Source organism: Bacteroides stercorirosoris (assembly GCF_900142015.1).
Taxonomy (GTDB): domain Bacteria; phylum Bacteroidota; class Bacteroidia; order Bacteroidales; family Bacteroidaceae; genus Bacteroides; species Bacteroides stercorirosoris.
Genome location: NZ_FQZN01000036.1, coordinates 13,523 through 28,720, shown reverse-complemented (window position 1 = coordinate 28,720; position 15,198 = coordinate 13,523). Strand labels below are relative to the sequence as shown.

General features: G+C 46.1%; 12 protein-coding genes. 8 read left to right on the top strand and 4 right to left on the bottom strand.

The window, feature by feature from the left end:
• Nucleotides 1–49: 49 nt before the first annotated feature.
• Nucleotides 50–628: a hypothetical protein gene (locus tag BUC01_RS20685; RefSeq protein WP_025832986.1), complete on the bottom strand. Its 579-nt coding sequence runs from the start codon at nucleotides 626–628 to the stop codon at nucleotides 50–52.
• A 90-nt stretch (nucleotides 629–718) separates the two neighbouring features.
• Nucleotides 719–1,399, bottom strand: coding sequence for a tetratricopeptide repeat protein (locus BUC01_RS20680; RefSeq protein ID WP_025832987.1), 681 nt, complete (start codon nucleotides 1,397–1,399; stop codon nucleotides 719–721).
• 151 nt (nucleotides 1,400–1,550) lie between these two features.
• Here BUC01_RS20680 and BUC01_RS20675 point away from each other — a divergent pair, with 151 nt between their 5' ends.
• The 8 genes from BUC01_RS20675 to pelA all read left to right on the top strand — a co-directional run bounded on the left by BUC01_RS20675 (nucleotide 1,551) and on the right by pelA (nucleotide 12,100).
• On the top strand, nucleotides 1,551–2,867 hold the full coding sequence (locus BUC01_RS20675) for an MATE family efflux transporter (protein WP_073314717.1): 1,317 nt from the start codon (nucleotides 1,551–1,553) through the stop codon (nucleotides 2,865–2,867).
• Nucleotides 2,868–2,918: 51 nt separating this feature from the next.
• Nucleotides 2,919–3,629 carry a UMP kinase gene (pyrH, locus tag BUC01_RS20670; RefSeq protein WP_025832988.1) on the top strand — a complete coding sequence of 237 codons (711 nt, stop codon included), beginning with the start codon at nucleotides 2,919–2,921 and terminating at the stop codon, nucleotides 3,627–3,629.
• 133 nt (nucleotides 3,630–3,762) lie between these two features.
• Nucleotides 3,763–4,323 carry a ribosome recycling factor gene (gene frr / locus BUC01_RS20665; protein ID WP_025832989.1) on the top strand — a complete coding sequence of 187 codons (561 nt, stop codon included), beginning with the start codon at nucleotides 3,763–3,765 and terminating at the stop codon, nucleotides 4,321–4,323.
• A 103-nt stretch (nucleotides 4,324–4,426) separates the two neighbouring features.
• Nucleotides 4,427–5,359: a ribosome small subunit-dependent GTPase A gene (rsgA, locus tag BUC01_RS20660; protein WP_025832990.1), complete on the top strand. Its 933-nt coding sequence runs from the start codon at nucleotides 4,427–4,429 to the stop codon at nucleotides 5,357–5,359.
• Nucleotides 5,360–5,482: 123 nt separating this feature from the next.
• On the top strand, nucleotides 5,483–6,565 hold the full coding sequence (locus tag BUC01_RS20655; protein WP_025832991.1) for an efflux RND transporter periplasmic adaptor subunit: 1,083 nt from the start codon (nucleotides 5,483–5,485) through the stop codon (nucleotides 6,563–6,565).
• Between the two features lie 12 nt (nucleotides 6,566–6,577).
• Complete coding sequence (locus BUC01_RS20650) at nucleotides 6,578–9,610, top strand: efflux RND transporter permease subunit (protein WP_073314715.1); 3,033 nt, start codon at nucleotides 6,578–6,580, stop codon at nucleotides 9,608–9,610.
• A complete protein-coding gene (locus tag BUC01_RS20645; protein ID WP_025832992.1) occupies nucleotides 9,607–10,932 on the top strand; it encodes a TolC family protein in 1,326 nt (441 codons plus the stop codon). The genes BUC01_RS20650 and BUC01_RS20645 overlap by 4 nt, the downstream gene beginning before the upstream one ends.
• Nucleotides 10,933–11,005: 73 nt before the next feature.
• The gene (gene pelA, locus BUC01_RS20640; RefSeq protein ID WP_025832993.1) at nucleotides 11,006–12,100 is read left to right on the top strand and encodes a pectate lyase; all 1,095 of its coding nucleotides are present in this window, start codon (nucleotides 11,006–11,008) and stop codon (nucleotides 12,098–12,100) included.
• 39 nt (nucleotides 12,101–12,139) lie between these two features.
• Here the strand turns inward: pelA and BUC01_RS20635 are convergent, their stop codons facing one another.
• Together BUC01_RS20635 and BUC01_RS20630 are read right to left on the bottom strand one after the other, a co-directional pair.
• Nucleotides 12,140–13,303 carry an acyltransferase gene (locus BUC01_RS20635; RefSeq protein WP_073314731.1) on the bottom strand — a complete coding sequence of 388 codons (1,164 nt, stop codon included), beginning with the start codon at nucleotides 13,301–13,303 and terminating at the stop codon, nucleotides 12,140–12,142.
• A gap of 243 nt (nucleotides 13,304–13,546) precedes the next feature.
• On the bottom strand, nucleotides 13,547–15,187 hold the full coding sequence (locus tag BUC01_RS20630) for a fumarate hydratase (RefSeq protein WP_025832994.1): 1,641 nt from the start codon (nucleotides 15,185–15,187) through the stop codon (nucleotides 13,547–13,549).
• Between the last annotated feature and the right edge of the window lie 11 nt (nucleotides 15,188–15,198).

Here is a 15,198-nt window from a genome sequence, read left to right as displayed (position 1 = left end):
TGCAGATTAGATAAAACTGTATTTTTAGAACCTGTAATATTACGTGCAGTCAAACAACAGGTTCAAAAATAGAGTTCTTATTTTTAGCCTGCCATTCTTTTTCTATAGCTTGACGAATCATTTTCAGATTATCCCAATTTCTGCCACCGGAGGCATGCCAACGATTATTGGTAGGATTGCAACGGCTATTGTAAGCCATAGACGGATTTCCAAAAATGACGACAATACGTACATGCCAACGCATACAAATATCATCGGCAATAAATTGCCGTTTGTTACACAGTACTATTTTCCAGCGATTTTCCTTTGCCAGCCGCATCAAGACGTTCTGCTGTTCTTGCGGAGTAAGAGCCGTATTGATGTAATGTAGCTTGAGCGTATTCTTCTTATTTCGATAAGTAATATAAATAACTGCAACAGAGACGACAGGAAACAATACGGAGAACCATATAAATTCCGTTTCTACAATTTCCCCCTTGAGCCTTGCCATCAAAGGCATCAGCAATACAACGACGGAAGCAAACAGGAGAGTGAAAAGATTTTCTTTAGGATAGTAATCCTTTTTCTCTCGATTCGTCAGTTCTATCCGGCGGTTCTTTATCGTGCGTTCTAATAATTCCTGATTCATGTTGGAGTTTTTGAGACGCAAAGTTACGGATATGCTGGGAAAAAGAGCAATTTATAATCAAGAAAAGATATAAGCCGAAGTTTGTTCCTATTATTTTATCTCCGCCTCCAACTTCTTTATCTTCTCAAGCGTCCTCCCCGCCTCCGTCGAAGGGAACAACTGCAACACCCGCTGCAAATAATCCTTTGCCTTGGAGTAACCATTGGAGTAGACATCCGAAAGCCCATTCCTGTAACGGGCATATTGCATCCGCGTGGGAGAAGTTATCTTTTTATAATCATCTTCCAACTTCTTCTTATCCCGCTCTGCCTGTAAGTAGAAATAGTTTCCCAGAAAAATATTGGCTTGCAGATTATTGGCATCAAGTATCAAAACCTTTTCATAAGTCTTCAAGGCATCCTTTTCCTTCCCCCGCATCATCTCCATTTCGGCACACGCCACGAGAACAGAAACATCCTCGGGATGATACTGCAAGAATTCTCTGTAAAATAAATAAGCTTTATCATAATTCCGCTTACGTTTATAGTACGCAGCCAACTCATTTGCCAGGCGGGGAGCCACGGTACTGCTCTTTTCCACCTGAGTCAAATAAAACATCTCTGTCTGCTCCACTCCGGCATTTGCCGACTGGCGAAACAAACTCACAGCATAGTCATCCTGCCCCTCAGAAAGGGCTACAGATACTTTCTGCAACAATTCCCCGGCCGATTGCGCAGAGAGCGCAAAGGGGAAAGCCACCATTAATGAAAATAGTAAAGTTAAGGTTCTCATCTCTTATTAATATTACCCAGTTTTTGTCCCACAAAGATATTCATTTTTAAAACATTATGTACTATAAAAATTGTTATTATCCGACGCTTTTTTACTGTTCCCGGCAAAAAGAGTACCTTTGTCGACAAATAGAACAAATCTACACCTTAAAATGATTGTTCAAAGTTCGAATATAATCAATAAAAAGATTCTTCAGATAGCTGTACCGTCCATTATCTCAAACATTACAGTGCCTCTGCTGGGACTGATCGATGTGACTATTGTCGGCCATCTGGGAGCAGCAGCTTATATCGGCGCCATTGCCGTCGGAGGTATGCTGTTCAATATCATTTACTGGATTTTCGGGTTTCTGAGAATGGGCACCAGCGGAATGACTTCGCAAGCATATGGCAGACATGATATGGAAGAAGTTACGCGGTTGTTGCTGCGGTCTGTCGGTGTAGGGTTACTCATTTCTGTTTGTCTGTTGGTATTGCAGTACCCTATCCGCCAACTCGCATTCACTTTCATACAAACCACGAAAGAAGTGGAGGAACTGGCTACACTCTACTTCCAAATCTGTATCTGGGGAGCTCCCGCCATGCTGGGACTTTATGGCTTTGCAGGATGGTTCATAGGTATGCAGAATTCACGTTTCCCAATGTACATCGCCATCACACAAAACATTGTGAACATTATCGCAAGCCTTTGTTTCGTCTACCTGCTCCACATGAAAGTGGCGGGGGTAGCTTTCGGCACACTCACAGCCCAGTATGCCGGCTTTTTGATGGCCCTGATATTATGGAAGCGCTACTATGGCGGACTGAAAAAACACATCACCTGGCGGGATGTACTGCAAAAACAAGCTATGCTGCGCTTCTTCCAGGTAAACCGGGACATCTTTCTGCGAACACTTTGCCTGGTTATTGTCACTCTGTTTTTTACCTCCGTCGGAGCTGCACAGGGGGAGGTGGTGCTGGCTGTCAATACTTTGCTAATGCAGCTATTCACTCTTTTTTCTTATATCATGGATGGTTTCGCATATTCAGGAGAGGCATTGGCAGGCAAATATATCGGCGCAGGCAACCGGATAGCACTACATCGTACCGTTCGCCAACTCTTTATCTGGGGTATCGGACTTTCCACAGGATTCACGTTGCTCTATCTCTTCGGCGGTAAAGCGTTTTTGGGATTACTCACCAACGAGGTATCAGTAATCCGGGAGGCCGGAAACTACTTCTACTGGGTATTGGCTATTCCGCTTGCAGGTTTCGCAGCCTTTCTGTGGGATGGCATTTTTATCGGGGCTACCGCCACCCGGCAGATGTTCTACTCCATGCTGGCAGCCTCAGCCAGCTTCTTTCTCGTTTATTACTCTTTACACGAATGGATGGGAAATCATGCCCTATGGCTGGCTTTCATTGTTTATTTATCCCTTCGTGGCATTATGCAAGCGGTTTTAAGCAGAAAAATCCTGCATCAAAGTTAATCTTTACAGACAGAAAGCGTATATTTGCAAAAAACTAAAATATAATATCATATGGCAAAGTATAAAAGAGTTCTGCTAAAGCTCAGCGGCGAAAGCCTGATGGGTGAAAAACAATATGGCATCGACGAGAAGCGCCTTGCCGAATATGCAGCACAAATAAAGGAAATCCACGAACTGGGTGTCCAGATAGGTATCGTGATTGGTGGCGGTAACATCTTCCGTGGACTGAGTGGTGCAAACAAAGGTTTCGACCGCGTGAAAGGTGACCAGATGGGCATGCTCGCTACGGTTATCAACAGTCTGGCGCTGAGTTCTGCCCTGGTAGCTGCCGGCGTAAAGGCACGTGTGTTGACAGCTGTTCGCATGGAACCTATCGGAGAATTTTATAATAAATGGAAAGCCATCGAATGTATGGAAGCCGGTGAAGTGGTAATCATGTCTGCCGGTACAGGCAATCCGTTCTTTACAACCGACACCGGTTCTTCCCTCCGTGGCATCGAAATTGAAGCTGACGTCATGCTGAAAGGTACACGCGTAGACGGTATCTATACTGCCGACCCCGAGAAAGACCCTACCGCCACTAAATTTGATGACATCACTTATGATGAAGTACTGAAACGTGGTCTGAAGGTGATGGACCTTACCGCTACTTGTATGTGCAAAGAAAACAATTTGCCAATCATTGTGTTCGACATGGATACAGTGGGCAATTTGAAGAAAGTGATGCAAGGAGAGGAAATAGGGACGTTGGTACACAATTGACGAATTGAGAATTGAAAATCAAAAGATGAGTATCATTCATTTCTTAATTTTCAATTCTCAAGTTTCAATTTAATAAGTATAATAATTATATTTGCAAAGTTTCAATTAAAGTACAACTCCAAAACCAAAGAATATGAGAGAAGTAAAAGAAATCTTAGACGAAGCGCAAGAGAAAATGGATATGGCCATTATGTATTTGGAAGAAGCATTGGCTCACATCCGCGCCGGAAAAGCAGACGTTCGTTTGCTGGACGGTATCCGTGTGGACTCTTACGGAAGCATGGTTCCTATCAACAATGTAGCGGCTGTTAATACTCCGGATGCCCGCAGCATAGCTATCAAGCCGTGGGACAAGAGTATGTTCCGGGTGATTGAAAAAGCCATTATCGACTCCAGCCTTGGTATCATGCCGGAGAACAATGGCGAAATTATCCGCATCGGTATTCCACCGTTGACTGAAGAACGCCGTAAACAACTCGCCAAGCAGTGTAAGGCAGAAGGCGAAACAGCCAAAGTGAGCGTACGTAACGCCCGCCGCGATGCCATTGATGCCCTGAAAAAGTCTGTAAAAGACGGATTGGCAGAAGATGCACAAAAAGGCGGTGAAGAAAAATTGCAGAAAATCCACGATAAGTACATCAAGCAGATTGATGACATGCTGGTTGCAAAGGATAAAGAAATTATGACCGTATAAACCAATTGACAATTGACAATTGATAATTGACAATTACCTTGCAAATAATAAGGTTTCTGCCAAGCATTAATTGTCAATTGTCAATTATTAATCATCAATTGATTTGAGGGGACTGATAATAAAAAACACAGGAAGTTGGTATCTGGTGAAGACCGACGAGGGGAAGTGTGTAGAGTGTAAAGTCAAAGGTAATTTCCGACTTAAAGGTATCCGCAGTACTAACCCGGTGGCTGTGGGTGATTATGTACAAATCATATTAAACTCGGAAGGCACTGCTTTCATCAGCGAAATTGAGGACCGGAAGAATTATATCATCCGGCGTGCTTCCAATCTTTCCAAGCAATCACACATCCTTGCTGCAAACCTCGACCAATGTATGCTTATCGTAACGGTCAACTATCCGGAAACATCCACCACTTTTATTGACCGTTTTCTGGCTTCCGCCGAAGCATATCGCGTGCCGGTCAAAATCATATTCAATAAGATAGACGCTTACGATGAAGATGAACTCCGCTACCTGGACGGGCTTATCAATCTCTACACTACCATCGGCTACCCCTGTTTCAAGGTTTCTGCCAAGACCGGTGAAGGTGTAGCACAAATTCAGGAAGAACTGAAAGGGCGAGTAACGCTCTTTTCCGGACATTCCGGCGTAGGAAAATCGACACTCATCAACGCCATATTACCTGAACAAGATGTAAAAACGGGTGAAATTTCTGTATATCATAATAAAGGTATGCACACCACCACGTTCTCTGAAATGTTTCCCGTTGCAGGAGACGGATATATCATTGACACGCCGGGCATCAAAGGGTTCGGAACATTCGATATGGAAGAGGAAGAGATAGGGCACTATTTCCCGGAAATATTCAAGTTCTCCGCCGACTGCCGCTATGGCAACTGCACTCATCGGCAAGAACCGGACTGCGCCGTACGGAAAGCCGTGGAAGAACATTACATCAGCGAATCACGCTACGCCTCTTATCTCAACATGCTGGAAGACAAAGAAGAAGGTAAATACAGGGCAGCGTATTAAAAAAGTCACTCTCTTTTAATATCACTCTATCACTTTTTTTAACGCTTCTCACTTTAAACCTTTCTGTTCCCAATATGTCCAAAACAGTGCTGACATAATCTGACGTAATACTAATACTGATACATGAATAAGAAAGTTAAATGGGGCATTATTATTTTTATTGGTGCCGGACTGATTGGATGGGGCATTTATTCTCAGCTCCCTAAAGAGAACCAAGAACTGGCGGCTGCCGACAAAGTTATGAGTGGTAACCGCAATACAAAGAAAGCATTAAATGTTAACGCCAAAATCATAAAGCCGCAGCTGCTGAAAGACGAAATCAAAATCAGCGGTAGCTTGCTGCCTGATGAAGAAGTGGACCTTTCTTTCGAGACTTCGGGCAAAATTATAGAAATCAATTTTGAGGAAGGCAGCCTGGTAAAGAAAGGGCAATTACTGGCTAAAGTAAACGACCGTCCTTTGCAGGCACAGTTACAACGCCTTGTTGCCCAACTGAAACTGGCCGAAGATCGTGTGTTCCGCCAAAATGCACTGCTGGAAAGAGATGCGGTCAGTAAGGAAGCCTACGAACAGGTGAAAACCGAGTTGGCAACCCTTAACGCTGATATAGACCTGATAGAAGCTAACATCGCACAAACCGAACTGCGTGCTCCATTCGATGGAGTAATCGGTCTGCGCCAGGTCAGCGTCGGTACATACGCTTCTCCTTCTACCATTGTAGCCAAACTTACAAAAGTATCCCCGCTGAAAGTAGAGTTTTCTGTTCCCGAGCGTTACGCAAACGATGTAAAAATCGGCGCGGGAGTTGATTTCGGCCTTGAAGGCAAACTTGAAACATTCCATGCCAAAGTATATGCACGCGAATCGAGAATGGACCAGAATACCCATACATTGACTTTGCGCGCCCTCTATCCCAATGCCAACGGCAGCGTTATGCCGGGACGTTATGCGGACATCCGTTTAAGCAAAAACGAAATCCATGATGCCCTTGCCGTTCCTTCCGAAGCCATTGTGCCGGAAATGGGTAAAGACAAGATATTCCTTTATAAATCGGGAAAAGCCCAACCGGTAGAAATACAGGCTGGCATCCGTACAGAAGCCGAAACACAGGTATTGCAAGGTTTACAAGCCGGAGACACTATCATCATTTCGGGTACGTTGCAACTTCGCACAGGTTTGGCTGTAACTTTGGACAATATCTATTAAACCAGACGCCTTATGAATATATCCGAACTTAGCATACGGCGCCCGGTACTTTCCACGGTGCTTACCCTTATCATCCTGCTCTTTGGACTTATCGGGTACAGCTACCTCGGCGTGCGTGAATATCCATCCGTGGACAACCCCATTATTTCGGTTTCCTGTTCCTATCCGGGAGCAAACGCCGATGTTATCGAGAACCAGATTACCGAACCGTTGGAACAAAACATCAACGGTATTCCGGGTATCCGTTCCTTGTCCAGCGTCAGCCAACAAGGTTCAGCACGTATTACGGTAGAGTTTGAACTCTCCGTAGACCTGGAAACGGCGGCAAACGATGTGCGTGATAAAGTGTCACGCGCCCAACGCTATCTGCCCCGCGATTGCGACCCTCCCACCGTATCAAAAGCGGATGCGGATGCCATGCCCATCCTCATGGTGGCATTACAAAGTGACAAGCGTTCCTTGCTGGAACTGAGTGAGATTGCAGACCTCACGGTGAAAGAACAATTACAAACCATTGCGGATGTCAGTGGGGTAAGCATCTGGGGCGAAAAGCGCTATTCTATGCGTCTGTGGCTTGATCCTGTCAAGATGTCCGGCTACGGCATTACTCCTATTGACGTTAAAAATGCTGTAGATAAAGAAAACGTGGAACTCCCGTCCGGAAGTATCGAAGGAAACACTGTGGAACTTACCATCCGTACCCTGGGATTGATGCATACGGCAGAAGAATTCAATAATCTGATTCTGCGGGAAGACAACAACCGTATTGTCCGGTTCAGTGATATCGGACGGGCGGAACTGGGCCCGGCAGACATCAAGAGTTATATGAAAATGAATGGTGTGCCTATGGTCGGTATCGTAGTAGTGCCACAGCCAGGTGCCAACCACATCAAGATTGCCGATGCCGTTTACGAACGTATGGAACTGATGAAGAAAGACCTCCCGGAAGACGTCAAATACTCCTACGGTTTCGACAACACCAAGTTTATCCGTGCTTCCATCAACGAGGTAAAGGAAACGGTGTATGTAGCTTTCATTCTCGTTATTATCATCATCTTCCTCTTCCTGCGCGACTGGCGCGTGACGCTGGTGCCTTGTATCGTAATCCCGGTTTCACTTATCGGAGCTTTCTTCGTTATGTATCTCGCCGGATTCTCCATCAACGTACTTTCCATGCTGGCGGTGGTGTTGGCGGTAGGTCTGGTAGTGGACGATGCCATCGTAATGACGGAAAACATCTATGTCCGCATAGAACGCGGGATGCCACCGAAAGAGGCGGGTATCGAGGGAGCCAAAGAAATTTTCTTTGCCGTTATCTCCACCACCATCACACTGGTGGCCGTATTCTTCCCCATCGTATTTATGGACGGTATGACGGGACGCCTGTTCCGTGAATTCAGTATCGTAGTATCCGGTTCGGTAATTATTTCCTCGTTTGCCGCACTGACTTTCACCCCGATGCTTGCCACGAAGCTACTGGTGAAACAGGACAAGAAGAATTGGTTCTATTTGAAGACCGAACCGTTCTTTGAAGGCATGAACCGCATTTACAGTCGTTCACTGGAAATATTCCTGCACAAACGCTGGCTGGCAATGCCGCTTGTGTTAGGAACATTAGTTATCATCGTGTTCCTGTGGAATGCCATCCCCGCCGAAATGGCACCATTGGAGGACCGTTCGCAAATCAGCATTAACACCCGCGGTGCGGAAGGCGTAACGTATGAATATATACGGGATTATACGGAAGACATTAACCACCTGGTAGATTCCTTGCTACCGGATGCAGAATCTGTAACGGCACGTGTATCAAGTGGTAGTGGAAATGTGCGCATCACGTTGAAAGATATGAAAGAACGCGACTACACACAGATGGAAGTTGCAGAACAGATTTCGAAAGCGGTGCAGAAGAGAACTAAGGCACGCTCATTCGTACAACAGTCATCTTCTTTCGGTGGACGCCGTGGTGGTATGCCGGTGCAATATGTATTACAGGCTACCAATATCGAAAAACTGCAAGAAGTGTTGCCGATATTCATGGCAAAGGTTTATGAAAATCCAGTCTTCCAGATGGCGGACGTGAACCTGAAATTCAGTAAACCGGAAGCCCGCATCAATATCAACCGTGACAAAGCGAGTATCATGGGAGTCAGCACACGCAACATCGCCCAAACCCTGCAATACGGATTGAGTGGTCAGCGTATGGGCTATTTCTATATGAACGGAAAACAATATGAGATATTGGGAGAAATCAACCGCCAGCAACGCAACAAACCTGCCGACCTGAAAGGTATCTATATCCGCAGCGATAAAGGTGAGATGGTTCAGCTGGACAACCTTATCGAACTGACCGGAGGTATCGCTCCCCCGCAGTTATATCGTTACAACCGTTTTGTTTCCGCCACCATTTCTGCCGGACTTGCCGACGGAAAGACTATCGGACAGGGACTTGACGAAATGGACAAGATAGCAAAAGAAACACTGGACGAGACTTTCCGTACCGCACTGACCGGAGATTCTAAAGAGTATCGGGAAAGTTCTTCCAGCCTTATGTTCGCCTTTATATTAGCTATCCTACTCATCTACCTGATTCTGGCAGCCCAATTCGAAAGTTTCAAGGATCCGCTGATTGTCATGCTTACCGTCCCCCTCGCCATTGCCGGAGCATTGGTATTCATGTACTTCAATAATATCACGATGAATATCTTCAGCCAGATTGGTATTATCATGCTGATTGGACTGGTGGCAAAGAACGGTATCCTTATTGTAGAGTTTGCCAACCAGAAACAGGAAGCCGGAGAAGACAAGATGGATGCCATCAAAGATGCTTCCCTGCAACGTCTACGCCCCATCCTGATGACCAGTGCCTCCACCATTTTGGGCTTGATACCGTTGGCATTCGCTACTGGCGAAGGTTGCAACCAGCGTATTGCCATGGGTACAGCGGTAGTGGGCGGTATGTTAGTATCCACATTCCTGACCATGTATATCGTACCTGCCATATACAGTTATGTATCTACTAACCGAAGTAAGTTAAAGAAATCATGAAACGTACTATCTTATCCCTCATAATGGCCGGTTGCGCTTCGCTTGCTTTGCAGGCGCAAGCCCCTCAAACCTATACGTTAAAATCCTGCCTGGAATACGGGCTTCAGAATAATTACTCACTGCGCATCACCCGCAATGAAGAACAGGTTTCCAAGAATAACGCCACGTTGGGCAATGCGGGTTACCTGCCTACTGTCGACCTCTCGGCAAGTTATAAAGGAACCGTAGACAACACCGACAGCAAAGTGCGCGCCACCGGAGAACATCTCAAAGAAAATGGCGTCTTCGACCAGACCATGAACGTCGGCTTAAACTTGAACTGGACTATCTTCGACGGCTTCAACATCACCGCCAATTACCAGAAGTTGAAAGAACTGGAACGACAGGGCGAAACCAACACCCGCATCGCCGTAGAAGACCTGATTGCCAACATCGCAGCGGAATATTATAACTACGTACAGCATAAAATCCGTCTGAACAACTTCCGTTATGCCGTATCTCTGTCCAAAGAACGCCTGCGCATCGTGGAAGAACGTTACCACATCGGTAACTTCTCCCGCCTGGATTATCAGCAGGCAAAAGTGGACTTCAACGCCGACAGTGCGCAATACATGAAGCAACAGGAACTTTTGCACACCTCCCGCATCCAGTTGAACGAACTGATGGCTAACGAGAATGTAGACCAGCCGATCATTATCCGGGACAGTCTGATCGATGCAGACAGCGGGCTGAACTTTGAAGAATTGTGGAATGCCACCCTGCAAACCAACGCCTCTTTGCTAAGAGCCCACCAGAATAACACCCTTGCCCAACTGGATTATAAAAAGGTTTGTTCACGCGACTACCCTTATCTGAAAATGAGCGGCGGCTACGGTTACACCTTTAATAAATACGACGTTGCAGCCAATATACAGCGTGGTAACCTCGGAGCGAACTTCGGCTTGACCATCGGCTTCAACCTGTTCGACGGCAATCGCCGCCGGGAACGCAATAACGCCCGGATTGCCATTCAGAATGCCCGTTTGGAACGTGAACAACTGGAACAAGCATTGCGTGCCGACTTGAGCAACTTATGGCAAGCATATCAAAACAACCTGCAAATGTTGCATCTGGAACGCCAAAATCTTGTAGCTGCCAAAGAGAACCACGAAATTGCCATGGAACGCTATATGTTGGGAAACCTCTCCGGTATTGAAATGCGCGAAGCGCAAAAGAGTCTCCTGGATGCGGAAGAGAGAATTCTTTCTGCAGAATATAACACAAAGTTATGCGAGATATCTTTGCTGCAAATCAGTGGAAAAGTGACAAAATACCTGGAATAAAACAATTATTCCCCATTAGGCGAGTTTTTTTCCTCTACTTTTGCCATCAGTAGAACTATAAAAAACAACGACCATGAAAAAGATTAGCCTGTATTGTCTGGCCTTACTATGCCTGACAAACCTATTTGCACAAGAGACCGTAAACTACAAAGAAAAACAGCCGTACAAAACTTGGGTAAAAATGGCACCCAAGTTGAACGACGAATTCTTTAAAACTTCTGAAGCTATCCGCATTGGCGATAACGTATTACTCTACCAACAAACCACCGGCGGGTGGCCCAAAAACATCTATATGCCCGCCGAACTGACAGAACAAGAGCTGGAAGATGTACTTGCCGCCAAGGATGATGTAAACCAAAGTACCATTGACAACGATGCAACCAGCACGGAAATCGAATACCTCTCCCGCCTGTATCTTGCCACTAATGCCGGAAAGTACAGAGATGCCGCCCTCGATGGCATTCGTTACATCCTCAAAGCTCAGTATCCCAATGGTGGTTGGCCACAGTTTTGGCCTCGTCCCAAAGGCTACTATACTCATATCACTTATAACGACAATGCAATGGTAAACATTATGGAGTTGCTGCGTCAGGTATACGAGAAGAAAGCTCCCTACACCTATGTTCCCGACAGCATCTGCGACCGTGCTCGCACCGCATTCAATAAAGGCGTGGAATGTATCCTTAAAACCCAGGTTGTCATAAACGGCAAGCCCACCGTGTGGTGTGCGCAGCATGACGAATACACTTTTGCTCCTGCCAAAGCACGCGCTTATGAACTTCCCTCACTGAGTGGCGCCGAATCGGACAACATCGTCATCCTGCTAATGTCCCTGCCTAATCCTTCAAAAGAGGTTATCGCATGTATAGAGAACGCAATAGAATGGTTCAAAGCATCAAAGATTGAAGGGATGAAAAAAGAGTTCTTCACAAATGATGAAGGAAAGAAAGACTACCGCATGATACCATGTACCGATTGTCCTCCCCTGTGGGCACGCTTCTATACACTGGAAGATAACCGTCCTTTCTTCAGTGACCGCGATGGAGTGAAGAAGTTCGATATCTCAGAGATAGGACACGAACGCCGCAATGGATACAGTTGGTATAATAGTGACGGGCTGAAAGTATTCAAGAAATACGAGCAGTGGAAAAAGAAACACAATAAATGATAGCTTCGGGGCAGCATACACTGCCCCTATTTTTTCATCCTATCCCAATACCCATTTCGTCTTCTTTCCGAAGCAACGGTACGCCATTGCCACCAGAAGCCATGAAACGCCAAATGCCAACACTGCGGCGGCAGGTATCTGCAAATACAACGGAACGCCTGCTGCCCGCATCAATACTACTGCCGGTCCTGTGAAGAAGTAGTGTATCATATAGATTCCAAAACCGCAAAGCGTCAGGTTGGACAATACTTTTATCACCCGCTCCGAACGGACGTTTACCCTCTTGGCCCACATAAACACCGGAATAGTCATCATCACCACATTCAACGAACAGTAGGTGAAGAACAGTTCCAACATCTCATCCGTCAAGTTCGGCAATGCCGTCATGTGGCGGAAACCAAAGAAAGTCACCGTATATCCCACCACAAACATAGGAATACCTATCAGTACAGACTGACGCCCGGTCCAGTCATGGTTTCTCAGGTAGTGTCCCAAAAGCAGATAGCCATTGAAACCTGCGAAATAGTAAAGCGTTCCAAACGAGTTCCATGAGCAAGTGCCCCATAAGTATTTTGACACGAACTCGCTATAATAAGGTATGAGCAACGTCACTCCCCATGCCACCAAGAACCAAAGTTTAGCACGTTCCGACGCCTTCTCCACCCAGGCAGAGAATATCGGCAAATAGAGATAAAGCCCTATCAGCAAATAGATGTACCACATGTGCACGTCGAGAAGGGAGAAATTGAAAGGCAACTCCGCTATATATCCCATACTGACAGCAAGAGACTGGCGCATCACCTCCTCACCTGAATACGGAAAGAAGTCGAGAATCACCTTCGGCTCCACTCCCAGCAATCCTGTAATCCATGGGAAAAGATTATAAATCACCGACCAGATGAGGAACGGGAAGAGCACCCGCAGGATGCGTTTCTTATAGAATACGGACACATCGCCACGCACCGGAAGCAACAACGCTCCTGTTATCATCACAAAAAGGGGCACACACGGACGCAACACCGCTCCATAGACGGCCCCCCAGAATTTTATATCTACAATGTCGGGAGCCGTTCCCGGATAGAAGTTGAAAGGGTCTGTGCAATGGCAACAAACAACGGTAAACATAGCTATCAGTCGCACGACGTCCAGCCAGACAACACGGGAATCCGCTTTCGGGGAGATGTGAGGAGTAGTCAGTTCCATAATATAAATAAGATTAATCAGATTTTTGAAGTCGCAAAGATAGGAATTAGTATCGGCATATAATGACATCTCATTGTTTTTCTACAGTCTTCCTACCTAAAATCAAAGGAAAGCCTGCACGATTAATCAAGGCAGTATACCTTGTCTATTCTCATAGGGGTGAGAATAAACAAAGAAAACTGTCCCGAAGAAGTAAATCAACCTTTTGGGACAGCTTTCAATTAATCTATAGAAAAACGTTTCTTACTTACTGCAATTCCACGGTTTCAGTTGCTTGAAGAAATCATTGCCCTTATCATCTACCAGGATGAATGCAGGGAAGTCTTCCACTTCAATCTTCCAGATAGCTTCCATGCCGAGCTCAGGATACTCTACGCATTCGATGCTCTTGATGTTGTTCTGTGCCAGGATAGCGGCAGGACCACCGATAGAGCCAAGATAGAAACCACCGTATTTCTTGCAGGCATCCGTCACCTGTTGGCTACGGTTACCCTTGGCAAGCATAACCATGCTACCACCATGACTTTGGAACAGTTCCACATACGAGTCCATACGTCCCGCAGTAGTGGGTCCCATGGAGCCGCAAGCCATTCCGGTCGGAGTTTTAGCAGGACCGGCATAGTAAATAGGATGATCCTTGATATATTGCGGCAAGTCTTCGCCACGATCCAGACGTTCTTTCAGTTTGGCATGTGCGATGTCGCGGCCTACAATGATTGTACCGTTCAGTGACAGGCGGGTAGCTACCGGATATTTAGTCAGCTCTTTCAGAATATCCGTCATCGGCTGGTTCAGGTTGATTTTTACCACAGTACCTTCGCCTGCATGACGCATTTCTTCCGGAATCAGTTCGCCCGGATTGCTATCCAGTTTCTCAATCCAGATACCTTCTTTGTTAATCTTGCACTTGATGTTACGGTCGGCAGAGCAGGAAACGCCCAAACCTACCGGACAGGAAGCACCGTGACGGGGCAGACGGATGATGCGTACATCGTGAGCGAGGTATTTACCACCGAACTGCGCACCAAGACCTATTTTATGAGCTTCTGCCAACACTTCTTTCTCCAGTTCTACATCGCGGAAAGCACGACCGTATTCATTACCTGTAGTGGGCAATTCATCGTAGTAATGGGTAGAAGCCAATTTCACGGTCAGCAGATTCTTCTCAGCAGAAGTACCGCCGATAACGAAAGCGATGTGATAAGGAGGACAAGCAGCCGTCCCCAGCGTCTTCATCTTCTCTACAAGGAAAGGAACCAGCGTACCGGGGTTCAGGATAGCTTTGGTCTCCTGATACAGGTAAGTCTTGTTTGCCGAACCGCCACCTTTGGTCACGCAGAGGAATTTATATTCCATTCCCTCAGTAGCTTCGATATCAATCTGTGCGGGCAAGTTACACTTCGTGTTCACCTCATCGTACATGTTCAGTGGAGCATTCTGAGAATAACGCAGATTCTCCTCGGTATACGTTTTGTAGACACCCAGTGAGAGGGCTTCTTCATCGCAATAGCCCGTCCACACTTGCTGTCCCTTTTCACCGTGAACGATAGCCGTACCGGTGTCCTGACAGAAGGGAAGTATGCCTTTGGAGGCCACTTCCGCATTGCGCAGGAAGGTAATCGCTACATACTTATCGTTATCACTTGCTTCGGGGTCGCTCAGAATCTTGGCGACTTGCTCATTGTGCGAACGGCGCAACATAAATGACACATCGCGGAAAGCCGTGTTAGCCATTGCCGTAAGACCTTCTTTTTCAATCTTCAGCATAGGTTTTCCTTCAAACTCGCTTACGGATACATAGTCTTTTGTAAGCAGATAATACTCAGTCTTATCTTCCCCATGCTCAAACATAGGTTGATAGTGGAACGGAGGTGTTGTTGCCATAATTACTCGTA